The sequence below is a fragment of the Knoellia altitudinis genome, from assembly GCF_042666355.1.
GTDB lineage: Bacteria > Actinomycetota > Actinomycetes > Actinomycetales > Dermatophilaceae > Knoellia > Knoellia altitudinis.
The window spans coordinates 35,801-51,299 of the sequence record NZ_JBHTDK010000001.1 but is presented as its reverse complement, the minus strand read 5'-3'; the positions used below and the strand labels follow the sequence as shown (position 1 = coordinate 51,299).

Annotated in this window: 16 protein-coding genes, 1 tRNA gene and 1 other RNA gene; 14 read left to right on the top strand and 4 right to left on the bottom strand. The window is 69.9% G+C overall.

The window, feature by feature from the left end; genetic code table 11:
- Window positions 1-237: 237 nt before the first annotated feature.
- Window positions 238-3,003 (bottom strand): pyruvate dehydrogenase (acetyl-transferring), homodimeric type, encoded by a 2,766-nt coding sequence (aceE, locus tag ACFQW8_RS00255; RefSeq protein WP_380084971.1) that lies wholly within the window; start codon window positions 3,001-3,003, stop codon window positions 238-240.
- Window positions 3,004-3,131: 128 nt separating this feature from the next.
- Here aceE and ACFQW8_RS00250 point away from each other — a divergent pair, with 128 nt between their 5' ends.
- From ACFQW8_RS00250 to ACFQW8_RS00210, 9 genes are all read left to right on the top strand, one after another.
- Complete coding sequence (locus ACFQW8_RS00250) at window positions 3,132-3,647, top strand: PH domain-containing protein (protein ID WP_380084970.1); 516 nt, start codon at window positions 3,132-3,134, stop codon at window positions 3,645-3,647.
- Complete coding sequence (locus tag ACFQW8_RS00245; protein ID WP_380084969.1) at window positions 3,644-5,209, top strand: PH domain-containing protein; 1,566 nt, start codon at window positions 3,644-3,646, stop codon at window positions 5,207-5,209. Before ACFQW8_RS00250 ends, ACFQW8_RS00245 begins: the two co-directional genes overlap by 4 nt.
- Before the next feature lie 7 nt (window positions 5,210-5,216).
- On the top strand, window positions 5,217-5,657 hold the full coding sequence (locus tag ACFQW8_RS00240; RefSeq protein ID WP_380084968.1) for a DUF3052 domain-containing protein: 441 nt from the start codon (window positions 5,217-5,219) through the stop codon (window positions 5,655-5,657).
- Window positions 5,658-5,681: 24 nt separating this feature from the next.
- Complete coding sequence (locus ACFQW8_RS00235) at window positions 5,682-6,155, top strand: peroxiredoxin (RefSeq protein ID WP_380084967.1); 474 nt, start codon at window positions 5,682-5,684, stop codon at window positions 6,153-6,155.
- A 73-nt stretch (window positions 6,156-6,228) separates the two neighbouring features.
- Window positions 6,229-6,301: transfer RNA gene (locus ACFQW8_RS00230), tRNA-Val, on the top strand.
- 1 nt (window position 6,302) lies between these two features.
- A complete protein-coding gene (locus ACFQW8_RS00225) occupies window positions 6,303-7,130 on the top strand; it encodes a Nif3-like dinuclear metal center hexameric protein (protein ID WP_380084966.1) in 828 nt (275 codons plus the stop codon).
- A complete protein-coding gene (locus ACFQW8_RS00220; RefSeq protein ID WP_380084965.1) occupies window positions 7,127-7,864 on the top strand; it encodes a zinc ribbon domain-containing protein in 738 nt (245 codons plus the stop codon). Before ACFQW8_RS00225 ends, ACFQW8_RS00220 begins: the two co-directional genes overlap by 4 nt.
- Before the next feature lie 43 nt (window positions 7,865-7,907).
- Window positions 7,908-8,318, top strand: a complete 411-nt coding sequence (locus ACFQW8_RS00215; RefSeq protein ID WP_380084964.1) for a rhodanese-like domain-containing protein — start codon at window positions 7,908-7,910, stop codon at window positions 8,316-8,318.
- Window position 8,319: 1 nt separating this feature from the next.
- A complete protein-coding gene (locus ACFQW8_RS00210) occupies window positions 8,320-9,528 on the top strand; it encodes an O-succinylhomoserine sulfhydrylase (RefSeq protein ID WP_380084963.1) in 1,209 nt (402 codons plus the stop codon).
- A 35-nt stretch (window positions 9,529-9,563) separates the two neighbouring features.
- Here the strand turns inward: ACFQW8_RS00210 and ACFQW8_RS00205 are convergent, their stop codons facing one another.
- Window positions 9,564-10,310: a YaaA family protein gene (locus ACFQW8_RS00205; protein WP_380084962.1), complete on the bottom strand. Its 747-nt coding sequence runs from the start codon at window positions 10,308-10,310 to the stop codon at window positions 9,564-9,566.
- A 42-nt stretch (window positions 10,311-10,352) separates the two neighbouring features.
- On the opposite strand from ACFQW8_RS00205, the gene ACFQW8_RS00200 reads away from it, so the two are divergent.
- The 5 genes from ACFQW8_RS00200 to ACFQW8_RS00180 all read left to right on the top strand — a co-directional run bounded on the left by ACFQW8_RS00200 (window position 10,353) and on the right by ACFQW8_RS00180 (window position 13,767).
- On the top strand, window positions 10,353-11,798 hold the full coding sequence (locus ACFQW8_RS00200; protein ID WP_380084961.1) for an RNB domain-containing ribonuclease: 1,446 nt from the start codon (window positions 10,353-10,355) through the stop codon (window positions 11,796-11,798).
- A 34-nt stretch (window positions 11,799-11,832) separates the two neighbouring features.
- Window positions 11,833-12,219: RNase P RNA component class A (rnpB, locus tag ACFQW8_RS00195), an RNA gene on the top strand.
- A gap of 94 nt (window positions 12,220-12,313) precedes the next feature.
- Window positions 12,314-12,967, top strand: a complete 654-nt coding sequence (locus ACFQW8_RS00190) for an MBL fold metallo-hydrolase (RefSeq protein ID WP_380084960.1) — start codon at window positions 12,314-12,316, stop codon at window positions 12,965-12,967.
- A 55-nt stretch (window positions 12,968-13,022) separates the two neighbouring features.
- The gene (locus ACFQW8_RS00185) at window positions 13,023-13,472 is read left to right on the top strand and encodes a hypothetical protein (RefSeq protein ID WP_380084959.1); all 450 of its coding nucleotides are present in this window, start codon (window positions 13,023-13,025) and stop codon (window positions 13,470-13,472) included.
- 109 nt (window positions 13,473-13,581) lie between these two features.
- Window positions 13,582-13,767, top strand: coding sequence for a hypothetical protein (locus ACFQW8_RS00180; RefSeq protein ID WP_380084958.1), 186 nt, complete (start codon window positions 13,582-13,584; stop codon window positions 13,765-13,767).
- Window positions 13,768-13,805: 38 nt separating this feature from the next.
- On the opposite strand, the gene ppgK is transcribed toward ACFQW8_RS00180, so the two are convergent.
- Both ppgK and map read right to left on the bottom strand, forming a co-directional pair.
- Window positions 13,806-14,576, bottom strand: a complete 771-nt coding sequence (gene ppgK / locus ACFQW8_RS00175; protein WP_380084957.1) for a polyphosphate--glucose phosphotransferase — start codon at window positions 14,574-14,576, stop codon at window positions 13,806-13,808.
- Window positions 14,577-14,609: 33 nt separating this feature from the next.
- Window positions 14,610-15,473: a type I methionyl aminopeptidase gene (map, locus tag ACFQW8_RS00170; RefSeq protein ID WP_380084955.1), complete on the bottom strand. Its 864-nt coding sequence runs from the start codon at window positions 15,471-15,473 to the stop codon at window positions 14,610-14,612.
- Between the last annotated feature and the right edge of the window lie 26 nt (window positions 15,474-15,499).

The following is a 15,499-nucleotide window of genomic DNA, read 5'->3' as shown; positions in this document are numbered from 1 at the left end:
CGCAGGTGTGGCCCGGGGCGTGCGTGGCAACGACCTCACCCTCGACCAGGGTGGGGTCGTCGCCGTCCAGCAGGCACGCGGTCACGCCGAGGGTGATGGCGACCCGGTGTCGGTCATGCGGGCCGACGGGAGCCGCGATGGCCCCGCATCCCCGACACCCGGGCGGGACCCTCACGCCGCAGCCCCGGTCGACCCGAGGTCGACCGGGGCTGCGGACGGGTGGCGCTCCGACAACGGTCAGCTGTCGCCGCCCTCGTTGCCGCTCGTGCCGGCGCGGACGTCGAGGAGGTCGTACTTCTCGGCGGCCTTCGTCGCCAGATCCGGGGCGACCTCACCGCGAGCGGCGAGCACCTGCAGGGTGCGCACCGCGAGCGAGGGACCGTCGACGTGGAAGAAGCGTCGGGCAGCGGGCCGGGTGTCGGCGAACCCGAAGCCGTCGGTGCCGAGCGAGTGGAACTCGCCGGGGACGTACTGCGCGATCTGGTCGGGCACCGCACGCATGTAGTCGGACGTCGCGAGCACGGGACCCTCGGCGTCGGCCAGCTTCTGCGTCACGTAGGGCACGCGAACCTCGTTCTCCGGGTGGAGGAACGCGTCCTCGTCACAGGAGAGACCGTCCCTGCGCAGCTCGCCCCAGGACGTCACCGACCAGACGTCGGCGGCGACGCCCCAGTGGTCGGCGAGGAGCCGCTGGGCCTCGAGCGCCCACGGCACACCGACGCCGGATGCCAGCAGCTGGGCCCGGGCCGGGGTGTGGGTCCAGCCCGCGGTGTCGGCCTTCTCGAGGAGGTAGAGCCCGCGCACCACGCCCTCGCGGTCGAGGTTCTCCGGCTCCTTCGGCTGCACGTAGGGCTCGTTGTAGACGGTGACGTAGTAGATGACGTTCTCGGGGTCCTCGCCGTACATCCGCTCCAGGCCGTCACGCATGATGTGCGCGATCTCGTAGCCGTAGGCCGGGTCGTAGGTGATGACGCCGGGGTTGGTCGAGGCGAGCAGCGGCGAGTGTCCGTCGGCGTGCTGGGTGCCCTCACCGGTCAGCGTCGTGCGGCCGGCCGTGGCCCCGATGAGGAAGCCTCGGGAGAGCTGGTCGGCGGCGGCCCAGATGGAGTCACCAGTGCGCTGGAACCCGAACATCGAGTAGAAGACGTAGATGGGGATCATCGGCTCGCCGTGGGTCGAGTAGCTCGACCCGGCCGCGGTGAAGGCGGCGACGGACCCGGCCTCGTTGATGCCGGCGTGGAGGATCTGACCGGAGACCGACTCGCGATAGCTGAGCATGAGGTCGTGGTCGACGGGGGTGTAGTTCTGCCCGTGGGGGTTGTAGATCTTCAGCGTCGGGAAGAACGAGTCCATGCCGAAGGTGCGTGCCTCGTCGGGGATGATCGGCACGATCCGCTTGCCGAACTCCTTGTCGCGCATGAGGTCCTTGAGCAGCCGGACGAACGCCATGGTCGTCGCGATCGTCTGCTTGCCCGAGCCCTTGCGGACCTGCGTGTAGGCCTCGTCCCCGGGCAGCGAGACCTGGGTGTACTTGCTGCGGCGCTGCGGGATCGAGCCACCGAGGGCCCGACGACGCTCGAGCATGTACTCGAGCGTCGAGTCGTTCTCACCGGGGTGGAAGTAGGGCGGCTGGTAGGGGTTCTCGTCGATCTGGGCGTCCGTGATGGGCAGCCGCAGCTGGTCGCGGAAGCCCTTGAGGTCCTCGACGGACATCTTCTTCATCTGGTGGGTCGCGTTGCGACCGGCGAAGCCCTTGCCGAGGCCGTAGCCCTTGATCGTGTGGGCGAGGACGACGGTCGGCTGTCCGGTGTGGTTGACCGCCGCCTGGTAGCCGGCGAAGACCTTGCGGTAGTCGTGCCCGCCGCGCTGCAGGTCGTGCCAGATCTGGTCGTCGGTGAGGCCCTCGACCATCTTGCGGGTTCGCGGGTCGCGACCGAAGAACTCCTCGCGGACGTAGGCGCCGTCGTTGGCGCGGAAGGTCTGGTAGTCGCCATCGGTCGTGGTGTTCATGATGTGGCGCAGGGCGTGGTCGCGGTCGGCCGCGAGCAGGGGGTCCCAGCCACGGCCCCAGATGACCTTGACGACGTTCCAGCCGGCGCCACGGAAGAAGGCCTCGAGCTCCTGGATGATCTTGCCGTTGCCGCGCACCGGGCCGTCGAGCCGCTGCAGGTTGCAGTTGACGACGAAGGTGAGGTTGTCGAGCTCCTCGTTGGCCGCGAGCTGCAGGAGTCCGCGCGACTCCGGCTCGTCCATCTCGCCGTCGCCGAGGAAGGCCCAGACGCGCTGCTCGGCGGTGTCCTTGATGCCCCGGTTGTGGAGGTACTTGTTGAACTGCGCTTGGTAGATCGCGTTCATGGGGCCGATGCCCATCGACACGGTCGGGAACTGCCAGTAGTCCGGCATCATCCGCGGGTGCGGGTAGGACGACAGCGCCCGGATCTTGCCGTCGACGATGTGGCTCTTCTCCTGGCGGAAACCGTCGAGGTCGGTCTCGCCGAGGTGGCCCTCGAGGAAGCTGCGCGCATACATCCCGGGGGAGGCGTGGCCCTGGTAGAAGATCTGGTCCCCGCCGCCGGGGTGGTCCAGGCCGCGGAAGAAGTGGTTCATGCCCACCTCGTAGAGCGTGGCCGCGGAGGCGTAGGTGGAGATGTGCCCGCCGACCGAGACTCCGGGACGCTGGGCGCGGTGCACCATGACGGCGGCGTTCCACCGGATCCAGCGCCGGTACTGCCGCTCGACCTCCTCGTCACCGGGGAACCAGGGCTCCTGCTCCTGGTCGATGGTGTTCACGTAGTCGGTCGCCGTGAGCGAGGGGACACCGATCTGGCTCTCTCGCGCCCGCTCCAGGAGACGCAGCATGAGGTAGCGCGCGCGCTTCCGACCGCCCTCGTCGATCACCTGGTCGAGCGAGGCCAACCACTCCGAGGTCTCCTCGGGGTCGATGTCGGTGAGGCTGCTGGGGAGGCCATTGAGGATTGGGCCGGCTTCCTCGCGAAACGTCACGACGATGTCCCTTCTTCTGCGGTTTCGACCCGGTGGGGCCGACCCGTCCATCCTTCCACTGGGAGTGGTCACGGTCACAGTGGGGTTCACATGGCAGGCACTCGGGGGCCGAATGGCAGGCTGGGGTCATGACCACCCCGCTGGAGCCGGCCCCGGACCCGGCCGCCGTGACCCTGCGCGGTGGGGAGCTGCCGTGGCGCACCGTGAGCCCCGCGCTGCGGACGGTGCGACTCATCACCCTCGGTGGGTGGCTCGCGCCGTTCCTCGTCGCCTTCGTCGTGCTCGCGCTGCTCGTCTCACCGTGGTTCTGGATCGGTGCGGGCGCCGCTGCCGTCCTCATCGCCTGGGGAGCCTGGCTCATCGTGCGCCAGGTCTCGGCCATCACCTGGATCGAGCTCCCCGACGAGATCGTCATCCGCAAGGGGCGGCTCTTCCGTTCGCTCGTGAGCATTCCCTACGGCCGCCTGCAGTACATCGACGTCGAGTCCGGTCCGCTCATGCGCTCCCGGGGCATTGCCTCGTGCGAGTTCCACACCGCCTCGCCCGAGAGTGGTGGAACGCTGCCGGGCCTGCCCGTCGACGAGGCCGAGGCGCTGCGGGGCCGACTCGCCGCCCGTGGTGAGGCACAGCGAGCAGGCCTGTGACACAGGAGGATTCGCGACCCGGCCCGTCCGGTCGCGAGGGGCGCGACCTGGAGCTGCACGAGTGGCAGCACCTGCACCCCTTGTCGCCCGTCCTGCGTGGCGGTGTGGTCGGCATCGCGATCCTCGGGTATGCCGCGACGCAGTTCGTCGACGACATCTTCCGTGGGTGGGGTGGAGGGGGACGTGACCAGGGCGACGAGGCCACCGATGAGGGCTTCCGCGAGGGCCTGGGGTTCGTCTTCGACCACTCGCTCGTCGCCGCTGCCGTCATCCTCGTGGGCCTGCTGGTCGTGGCCCTTCTCGGCTGGCTCATGTGGCGGTTCTCGAAGTTTCGGGTCACCGGCGGGCAGATCGAGTTCCGCAAGGGGTGGCTCTTCCGCGAGCACCGACAGGTCCCCCTCGAGCGGGTGCAGGCCATCGAGATCAGCCGTCCGCTGCTCGCCCAGCTCACGGGTCTCTCGCAGGTGATCGTGCAGTCGGCCGGTGGGGGCGACGCGCAGCTCAAGCTCGCGTTCCTCAGTGCCGGTCGAGCCGACGAGGTGCGTCACGAGCTGCTCGACCTCGCCGGGCGCCGTGACGAGGCGGGCCCGTCGCGGACCGGTACGCCTGCCGACACGGGGGGCGATGAGGGGCGTGAGGTGCTGCGCGTCCCGAACTCCCGCCTCTTCGTGGCCACGATCCTGCACGGCGGGACGATCTTTTTGGGGGCCATGGCCCTGCTCGGGGGGAGCGTGGCCCTGGCCACCTACGGGTCGACGTTCGAGACGCTCACCGGCGCAGCCATCGCGCTCCCGGCGCTCGGTCCGCTGGCGTTCGGCATCGTCGTCAACCGGGTGGGGGAGCTGCTCAAGCACGGCAACTTCCGGCTCGCCGACACCGGCACCTCGGCGCGCATCCAGCACGGCCTCACCGACAAGCGGACGACGACCGTCCCGCTGCACCGCATCCAGGCGGTGGGCATGGTCCAACCCCTGTGGTGGCGGCCGCTGGGCTGGTGGCGCGTCAAGGTCAACGTGGCGGGCATCGCCCACGACCCCTCGGGCAACACCGACAACGAGACCACGGTGCTCCCGGTCGGCACCCTCGACCAGGCCCTCGATGTCCTGACCCTGCTCGACCCGGCGCTCTCCGAGGCCGACCTGCGCGCGGCCGCCGTCGAGGACGGCGAGGCCGGCGGGTGGACCCTCGTCTCACCTCGGGCGAGGCGGTTCGACCCCCTGAGCTGGCGCCGGGCGGGATACGCCGTGTCACCGCACTCGGTCATGGTGCGCGCGGGTCGCCTGTCCCGGCGGGTCTCCGTCATGCCGCACGCCCGGGTCCAGTCGCTGAGCCTTTCGCAGGGGCCGCTGGATCGCCCTCTCGACCTTGCAACCGTCACACTGGTGTCCACGCCCGGCCCGGTGGGCGTCCGCGTGCCTCATCTGGACCACGACGTCGCGGCGCGGCTGCTCATCGACGAGTCGGCCCGGGCTCGCGCAGCACGGCAAATCTCACGAAGCGCTTGCACGACCGACGATCTTCCTAGTCAACTAGTGACCCCAGCACCATCCGACGAGAGGTAGTCCCACCGTGAACACCGCTGCACCACCGCCTGCCGACTCCGGGCCTGGCGGCTCAGGTGCCGTCGAGCGCCTCGGTTTTGCCGCCGAGCAGATCGTGCAGGAGTTCGGCTGGGACGACGACGTGGACGACGACTTCCGCTTCGCCGTCGAGGACGTCATCGGCTCCGACCTTGAGGACGAGGACTACACCGGCGAGACCGACGCAGTCGTGTTCTGGTGGCGAGCCGACGACGGTGACCTCACCGATGCTCTCGTCGACCTCGTCGGCGTGCTCGCCGAGGGCGGGTTCGTCGTCGCCCTCACCCCTAAGGACAAGGCCGACGGGGCCGTCGACCCGGCCGAGATCGAGGAGGCCGCAGCGACGGCCGGCCTGCACGCGGGCGGCGCCTTCCACGCGTCACCGCACTGGCGCGCCACCAAGCTGGGTGCACCCAAGGGACGGCTCTGACCCGCCTACGGCAGACTTCACGGCATGACGGACACCATGTCGGGACTTGAGGTGGGGCAGCCTGCCCCCCATTTCGCCCTGCGTGACCAGAACGGGTCCGAGGTCTCGCTCGCTGACCACCTGGGCCGGCGCGAGGTCCTTCTCGTGTTCTACCCGTGGGCGTTCTCCGGCATCTGCACGGGCGAGCTCACCGAGATCCGGGACGACCTGGGGCGGTTCGTCAGCGAGGACGTGCAGGTGCTCACCATCTCGTGCGACGCCATGTTCTCGCTGCGCGCCTACGCGGACCGTGACGGCTACTTCTTCCCGTTGCTCTCGGACTTCTGGCCGCACGGTGAGGTCGCGAAGGCCTACGGAGTCTTCGACGCGAAGGCCGGAGTGGCGCGTCGGGGCACGTTCCTCATCGACCGTGAGGGTGTCATCCGCTGGTCGCTCGTGACGGGCCTCGGCGAGCGACGCGACTTCAGTGGCTTTCACGCCGCGACCTCGCATGCCTGACCCACTTCCGCCTGACCGAACCACGTCCAAGTCCTGACACAATGGGCGACCGATCACGGCCCTGGCCGTGTCCGGGCCTGTAGCTCAGTTGGTAGAGCACCGCGTTTACACCGCGGGTGTCGTCGGTTCGAGGCCGGCCGGGCCCACGTGACTCTTCTCCTGCGCGATGTCGTCGACGTCCTCGAACGCCTCTACCCGCCACGGACAGCGCAGTCGTGGGACCAGGTGGGGCTCGTCACCGGGGACCCGGCCCAACCGGTCGAGCGCATCCTGCTCGCGCTCGACCCGACCCTCGACGTCATCGACGAGGCCAGGAGCACGGGGGTGGACCTCCTCATCACCCACCACCCGCTGCTGATGCGCGGCATCCACTCGGTGGCGACGACGACGGCCAAGGGTGCGAGCGTCACCGGTCTCGTCGTCGCCGACATCGCCCTCTATGTCGCGCACACCAACGCCGACGTCGCGCAGTCCGGGGTCAGCGAGGCGCTTGCGGCCGCTGCCGGCCTGACGGACACCCGACCCCTGTCCCTCGTCGAGGAGCAGCCGCTCGGCCGCGTGGGGCGGCTCGCCTCACCGATGACGTTGGGCAGCTTCGCTGCGGCCCTGTATGCCGCCCTGCCGGCTGCCGCTGCCGGACTGCGCGTCTCCGGGCCGGCCGACGCGACCGTCGAGACGGTGGCCGTCCTCGGGGGAGCGGGCGACGACCAGTTCGAGGCGGTCAGGGCTTCGGGCGCCGACGTCTATGTCACGGCCGACCTGAGACACCACCCGGCGCTCGAGGCCCGCGAGGAGTCTCGCGGCGGGCCGCCCTATCTCGTCGATGCCGGCCACTGGTCGAGCGAGGCCGTGTGGCTCCCGACCCTGCGGGACGCCCTCACGTCAGCGCTTAGGGTGGACATCGACATCAGCACAGTGCGCACCGACCCGTGGACGTTCACGGTCGGAGCAACCCCAGCCGGAGGTATGCCGTGAAAGCCGATCCAGGACAACAGTCCAAGCTGCTCGACCTCCAGGCCCTCGACACCCGGCTGTCACAGATCGCCCATGCCCGCAAGACGCTGCCGCAGCTGGCCGAGATCGCCGACCTCGAGGGCAAGGCCGCCCTCCTCGATGACCAGCTCGTGCGCTCACGGACCGAGCTCAGCGACATCCAGCGCGAGGTCATCAAGGCCGACGGGGACGTGCAGCAGGTGCGCGACCGCGCCACCCGCGACCAGCAGCGCCTGGACTCGGGCACTGGCAGCGCCAAGGACCTGACCGCGATCCAGCACGAGCTCGAGTCGCTCGCCCGTCGCCAGTCCGAGCTCGAGGACGTCGAGCTCGAGGTCATGGAGCGGGCCGAGGCGGTCCAGTCCGACGTGGCCGAGCTCGAGCGGGGCCGGAGCGAGATCACCGAGCGGCTGACTGTCCTGGAGTCCGCACGCGACGCGCGGCTGGCCGAGCTCGAGGCCGACGAGGCCGAGGTGGCTGCCCCGCGCGACGGCCTGGTCAGGTCCGTCGGGGTCGAGCTGGTCGCGCTCTACGACAAGATCCGGGCGACGAGCGGCACGGGTGCCGCGGCACTGCGGCAGCGCCGTTGCGGTGGATGCCAGCTCGAGCTCAACCCGATGGCGCTCCGGGACATCAAGGCTGCCCCGCAGGACGAGGTGCACCGCTGCGAGGAGTGCCGTCGCATCCTGGTGCGCACGGCAGAGTCCGGTCTCTGAACGGGCGGATCACCCGGGGCAGGGCCGGACCTACGCTGAACCCATGACCTATGCCGGTGATGTCACCCCGTCCGAGGCCTTCGCTGCGGTGACGCAGAGCGAGGACGCCGTCCTCGTCGATGTGCGCACCCGTGCGGAGTGGACCTACGTCGGTGTCCCACAGGTCGACTCGCCGCGTCAGCCTGTCCTCGTCGAGTGGCAGCAGTACCCGGACGGACGCGTCAACGAGGCGTTCATCGACGAGCTCCGGGCTGCGGGCGTGTCCGAGCGAACCCCGCTGTACTTCCTCTGCCGCTCGGGCGTGCGGTCGGTGGCGGCAGCGGAGGCCGCCACGGCAGCGGGTCTGGGGCCGGCATACAACGTCCTCGAGGGCTTCGAAGGCCCGCACGACCCGGCAGGCCACCGCTCGGTGGCCGGCTGGAAGGTCGCCGGACTCCCGTGGAAGCAGGGCTGACATGGGCGACGCCCTGGAAGGGGCCGGACGGTCCTTCCGCCCCGAGACCCTTGCCGTGCGGGGAGGGTTGAACCGGAGCGGTTTCGACGAGACCAGTGAGGCCATGTACGTCACCTCGGGCTTCGTGTACGAGTCGGCCGAGCAGGCCGAGGCGGCCTTCAAGGACGAGATCGAGAAGTTCATCTACAGCCGCTACGGCAACCCGACGGTGAGCATGTTCGAGGAGCGTCTGCGCCTCCTCGAGGGCGCGGAGGCGTGCTACGCGACGGCGTCCGGGATGGCGGCGGTCTGGGTGACCCTGGCAGCCCTCTGCGGCAAGGGCGATCGCATCGTGTCGTCCCGTGCGCTCTTCGGGTCGTGCTTCGTCGTCATCGACGAGATCCTGCCCAGGTTCGGGGTCGAGGCGGTCTTCGTCGACGGCCCCGACCTCGCCCAGTGGGAGGAGGCCCTGTCCGTCCCGACGACCGCGGTCTTCTTCGAGACCCCCAGCAACCCGATGCAGGAGCTCGTCGACATCGCCGCGGTGTCCCGGCTGGCCCACGCCGCCGGAGCCAAGGTCGTCGTCGACAACGTCTTCGGCACCCCGGTGTTCTCCCGGCCCCTCGAGCACGGCGCCGACATCGTCGTCTACTCGGCGACCAAGCACATCGACGGGCAGGGGCGGGTGCTCGGCGGCGCCGTCCTCGGCCCGGCCGAGTTCATCGACGGCCCGGTCAAGAACCTCATGCGACACACGGGACCGTCCATGTCGCCGTTCAACGCGTGGGTCCTCGTCAAGGGTCTGGAGACCATGGCGCTGCGTGTCGGTCAGATGTCGAGCAACGCTCTCCGGCTCGGTCGGCACCTCGAGGCACGTGACGGCATCGTCAGGGTCATCCACCCGATGCTCGAGAGCCACCCGCAGCACGCGCTGGCCCAGCAGCAGATGACCGGTGGCGGCACCGTCATCACCTTCGAGGTCGAGGGCGGCAAGGACGTCGCCTTCACGGTCATGAACGCCCTCCAGCTCGTCGACATCTCCAACAACCTCGGAGACACCAAGTCGTTGGTGACGCATCCCGCCACGACGACCCACCGGCGTCTGGCCCCCGAGGCTCGGGCCTCGGTCGGCATCACCGACGGGACCATCCGCATCTCGGTCGGGCTCGAGTCGGTCGAGGACCTCATCGAGGACGTCGAGGCCGCACTCGCCGGGGCCCTCGGGGCCTGAGTCGACCCACCTCGCAGGCCGGGTCGCGAGGTGCCTCAGCGGGGGAGGACGTCGAGGATCGCCGGCTTGCCCGGTCGAGCCGGGGGAGTGAGCTCCACGTCGAAGGCCACGCCCACGATGGCGGCCAGCCCCTCGGGCGTGCGGGCGCGCTGACCGCTGACGCAGAGGTGACGGGCCACGAGCCCGCGCGTGTGCTTGGCCATGTGGCTGGCCCCGGGCACCCGGACCTGCACCCACCGGTCCGCGACGTCGCCTCGGGGAGTCCACGCGGCGGCATACGTCGAGCTCCGGCAGTCCACGACGACCTCGCGCCCGGCAGCGGGCGCGAGCACGTCGTCGAGGACCGGTCGCCACGCGGACGAGACCGGCCCGAGACCCGGAAGGTTGACGTCCATGGAGAGCCGGTATGCCGTGATCCGGTCCTTGAGCCGGACGGCGCCGTGCAGTGCGGAGACGATGACGACCCACTGGTTGGCCCGACGGCGTGCCGAGGGAGGCATGGAGTCGAGTCCGAGGGCGTCGTAGAGCACCCCGGTGTAGACCTCGGCCGCCGGCGTGGCCGGAGCGGTGTAGAGCGACAGGTTGCGAGCGACCTCGCCCGACAGGCCCGGCGAGACGCCGAGATCCGCTGTGGCAGTAGGGGACTCGCTGACCAGGCGCAAGTGCGTCGCGACCGTCTCGCGGGTCTCGGCAAGCGCGGGGAACGACCACGTGCTCGGGTCCACCGGCTTGCCACGGCGACGGTTCGACTTGGACTCCGACGGCGGCAGGACGATGAGCACGCGGACACCCTATGTGTGGGCACCCCTTGTAGGTTGGCTGGCATGCCCCAGCGCCAGATCGCCCTCGCCCCGGCCGACGCCACGACGTCCGAGACCCTTCGGGAGACCCTGCTGGCCCGCTTCGCGGCGATCCGCGCGGAGCTCGAGGTCACTGAGGAGTTCCCGCCCGAGGTGGAGGCCGAGGCCGAGGCCGTGGCCGCCGCACCGCCGGCGCTCCCCGAGCGCGACGAGACCGCGCTGGCGTTCTTCAGCATCGACCCCGCGACCTCCATGGACCTCGACCAGGCGATGCACCTCGAGCGTGACGGGCAGGGCTATCGGATCCGCTACGCCATCGCCGACGTGCCCGCGTTCGTGGCGGCAGGCGGAGCCATCGACGCCGAGGCGCGCCGGCGTGGTCAGACGATCTACTGCCCCGACAAGCGGATCCCGTTGCACCCGCCCGTCGTCAGCGAGGGTGCCGGCAGCCTCCTGCCCGGCGAGGTGCGGCCTGCCTTCGTCTGGGACATGCGCCTCGACGGCGAGGGTGAGGGAACGAGCGCAGAGGTCTACCGCGCCATGGTCAGGTCGGTCGAGCGGTTCGACTACATCGGCGTCCAGGCGGAGGTCGACGCGGGCACCACCGACGAGCGCTGGGTGCTGCTGCAGGAGATCGGCGAGAAGCGCATCCGTCAGGAGCAGCTCCGCGGCGGCGCCAGCCTCCCGATGCCCGAGCAGGAGGTGCACCTGGGCGACGACGGCAACTTCACGCTGGAGTTCCGCCCACCGCGCACGGTCGAGGAGTGGAACGCCCAGATCTCCCTGCTCACGGGGATGGCGGCGGCAGACATGATGCTCCACGCCGGTGTCGGCATCCTGCGCACGATGCCCGAGGCGGACCACAACGCCGTGGCGCGCTTCCGACGACAGGCCAACGCGCTCGGCGCGCCCTGGCCGGCCGAGCAGAGCTATGGCGACTTCCTGCGCGGCCTGGACCGCACCGACCCCAGGCACCTGGCCCTCATCTACGAGGCCACCTCACTCTTCCGGGGCGCGGCCTACACACCCTTCGACGGAGACGTGCCCGAGCAGGTCGAGCAGGCGGCCGTCGCCGACGCCTACGCCCACGTCACCGCCCCGCTGCGCCGCCTCGTCGACCGCTTCGGGCTCGTCATCTGCGAGGCCATCAGCAGTGGATCGGAGGTCCCCACCTGGGTGCGTGAGGCCCTGCCGACCATCCCGGCGATCATGAAGGAGTCCGACCGCAGGGCAGGCGCCGCCGAGCGCATGTGCGCTGACGCCGTCGAGGCGGCGGTCCTGCACCCCCGGGTCGGGCAGACCTTCTCGGCGGTCGTCGTCGACCGGGACGACAAGGGTGTCGAGATCCAGCTGCTCGACCTGCCGGTCGTCGTCAAGGCCAAGGGCCGTGGCGAGCTGGGGGCGACCGTCGACGCCCGCCTCGAGTCGGCTGACGTCCCGACCGGCCAGGTGCGCTTCGTCGTGGCCTGAGAGCCACTCGACCCGCGTATGCTGTGCGGGCGGACGAGTCAGTCCGACGGTCGCGTCGTGGGCAACCACGTCGAGGAAAGTCCGGGCTCCACAGGGCAGGGTGGTGGCCAACAGCCACCCGGGGTGACCCGCGGGACAGTGCCACAGAGAACAGACCGCCTCCTCACCCTCTCGCAAGAGCTGGTGGGGCGGTAAGGGTGAAACGGTGGTGTAAGAGACCACCAGCGGCTCCGGTGACGGAGTCGGCTAGGTAAACCCCACCCGGAGCAAGCTCAGACAGTGTGCGTTCGAGGGCGGCCCGCCCGAGCACACGGGTAGAGCGCTGGAGGCCACTGGCAACAGTGGTCCGAGATGGATGACCGTCAGTGTGACCCGGGCAACCGGCCACGCGACAGAACCCGGCTTATGACTGACTCGTCCGCCTCACGTCGATGAACCTTTGCGCAGTGGCGCCTTCGCCCACGGCGTCCCGCGGGTAGGCACACAACCCCGGCGACACGGCATACCGTGAGCAGATGCGACTGACGCACCTCGGGCACGCCTGCCTCCTCGTGGAGACCGCCGACGAACGGATCCTCATCGACCCGGGTGGCTTCACCCCGGCCTTCGAGGACCTGCGCGACCTCTCTGCCGTCGTCGTCACGCACCAGCACCCCGACCACCTCGACCAACGTCGCGTGCCGATCCTCATGCACCACAACCCGGACGCCCGGCTCCTCGCCGACCCCGGCAGCCTCGAGGTCCTGTCCGGCCTGGGCCTCGAAGCCGAGGTCGGGGGCGAGGCGACCCCTGTGGGCGCTGTGACGATCACGCCCGTCGGCGAGGTTCATGCGCTGATCCACGACGACATCCCACGCATCCCCAACGTCGGCGTGGTGCTGCGTGCCGACGGCGAGCCGAGCCTGTTCCACCCGGGGGACAGCCTTGACGGCGTCCCGGGCAGCGTGGACGTCGTCGCCTTCCCGCTCAACGCCCCGTGGCAGCGCAGCCGCGAGATGACCGGGTTCCTGCGACGGCTGAGTCCTCGGTTCGCGGTGCCGATCCACGACGGCCTGCTCAACCCGACCGGCCGCGATCTCTACCTCGGGCAGGCGGCCCAGCTCGGCGGAGCGGACACCGAGATCCGTGACCTGGCCACTCGGGGTGCGGTCGAGTTCGCGAGCCACTAGCGTCCATCGCAACGCCGGCACGAGCGTGTCGGCAACTCACGGGAGGGGTTCTGGCATGGGTGCGACGAGAGCGGTGGCGGTGGCGGCTCTGGCGGCTCTGGGGGTGTTCGCCTCCACGACCGCGGCGTACGCGGCGGGAGGCACGGGAGGCAACGGGTTCCGCGCTTCCGCGTGCCCAGGCGCGGTCATCGGCACCTACCAGCTGCACGCCTCGGGTGGAGCGACGCACCCCAGTGCCCGTGTCAAGGTCTACTACTCGACCGCCAGCGGCGGCACCAACTGCGCTGTGCTGCTCGACAACCAGGCCGGTGACCACTACATGCGCGTCACCATCGGCGGGCGACCGGAGGTTCCCGTCGACTGGGCGAGCGACTACGGCACCTTCTCGTCGTATGCCGGCGCAGTCGGGATCCGCAGCACGAACGGCCGGTGCGTCCATGTCACCGGGACCATCCGCGACAACGGGCGGGACTACGACTTCGGCCGCTACGCCTGGTGCAGCTGACGCTGAGCCGCGAGGTGCGCAGCCCGGGCCGACCCGGTCGGCGGCCGGCGACGCGCCCACCGCGTGGACGTGTTTGCGATGTAGGTATGGCTGCCCTACTGTCGATGGGGTGCCCAAGGTCTCCGCGAAGAAGAAGTGCTGCAAGGACAGGCCCCGCTGCAAGGCGTGCCCGGTGGTCCTCCTGCGCCTCTCCAAGATGGGCTACGCGGAGCAGCTGACCACGGGCAAGAAGGCGAAGTACGACCTCGACAAGAACATCCCCAAGAAGGCGATGGTCGTCGCGCGTCAGCGCTGACCGCTCGGCGGGGCACGGCGCTGGCGGCGCAGCACCGCTCACTGCGAGTCGTGGTACTCCTGTGCCAGGTGCGCCGCGCCGATGATCCCGGCCTTGTTCTCGAGCTGTGCCGGGACGATGGGCGTGCGGAGCCGGAGCAGCGGGAGGAACTCCTCGGCATCCTTGGACACCCCGCCGCCGACGACGAACAGATCGGGCCACAGCAGGTTCTCGAGGTGGCTGTAGTAGCGCTGCAGACGCTCGGCCCACTCCGGGTAGGTGAGCCCCTCGTTGTCCTTGATCGAGGAGGCCGCGCGCTTCTCGGCGTCGAACCCGTCGAGCTCGAGGTGGCCCAGCTCGGAGTTGGGGATCAGCACTCCGTTGTGGATGAGTGCGGTCCCGATCCCCGTGCCGAGGGTCGTGAGGATGACCAGACCCTGCTGCCCCTTGGCCGCGCCGTAGTGGAGCTCGGCCACACCCGCGGCGTCGGCGTCGTTGACGAGGACGATGTCGTGGCCGAGCTTCTGCTCGAGCATCGTCTCGGCCTCGAAGTCGAGCCAGGACTTGTCGATGTTGGCGGCGGTCCGCACGACGCCCTTGGTCACCACACCGGGGATGGTGATGCCGATGGGGGAGTCGCCCCGCACCTCGTCGAAGTGGTCGACGATCTGGCCGATGATGTCGCCGACCGCGTCGGGCGTGGACTTGGCCGGGGTGTCGATGCGCTTGCGCTTGCCGGAGAACTCACCCTTCTTGAGGTCGACCGGGGCACCCTTGATGCCGCTCCCGCCGACGTCGATGCCGAGGGGCAGGCCGCTCTTCTTGCTCATGGGGACTCCTTCGTCCGTCGGTGCAGGGGTGCTTCAGGGGAGGGTGAGGATCTCGTTGCCGGTGTCGGTGATGAGGATGGTGTGCTCGAACTGGGCGGAGCGCTTGCGGTCCGCGGTGACGACGGTCCAGTCGTCGTCCCACATCTCCCAGGACTCCGTGCCGAGGTTGAGCATCGGTTCGATGGTGAAGGTCATGCCGGGCTCGATCATCGTGTCGTACGACGGCGCCGCGTCGTAGTGGGGCACGACGAGTCCTGAGTGGAACGAGCGACCGATGCCGTGACCGGTGAAGTCACGCACGACCCCGTAGCCGAAACGCTTCGCGTAGCTCTCGATGACCCGCCCGATGACGTTGATCTGACGCCCGGGCACGGCGGCCTTGATGCCGCGCATCATCGCCTCGCGGGTTCGCTCGACGAGCAGCCGGGACTCCTCGTCGACATCGCCGCAGAGGTAGGTCGCGTCGGTGTCACCGTGGACGCCGCCGAGGTAGGCCGTGATGTCGATGTTGACGATGTCGCCGTCCTCGAGGCGGCGGGAGTCCGGTATGCCGTGGCACACGACCTCGTTGACCGACGTGCAGAGCGACTTGGGGAAGCCGCGGTAGCCGAGCGTCGAGGGGTAGGCGCCGTGGTCGAGGAGGAACTCGTGCCCGACGCGGTCGATCTCGTCGGTGGTCACGCCGGGCGCGATGACCGCGGCCGCCGCCTCCATCGCCTGTGCCGCAACGCGACCCGCGACACGCATGAGCTCGATCGTCTCGGCGTCCTTGATCTCCGGGGAGAGGTTCTTGTCCGGCGAGGCCTTGTCGACGTACTCGGGGCGCTCGATCGATGCCGGGACCGCTCGCCTGCTGGAGACCTCCGCGGGAGCGACACTTCCGTACGTCATCGGCATACGGTGGAGTCTAGGCAGAGCGCCTG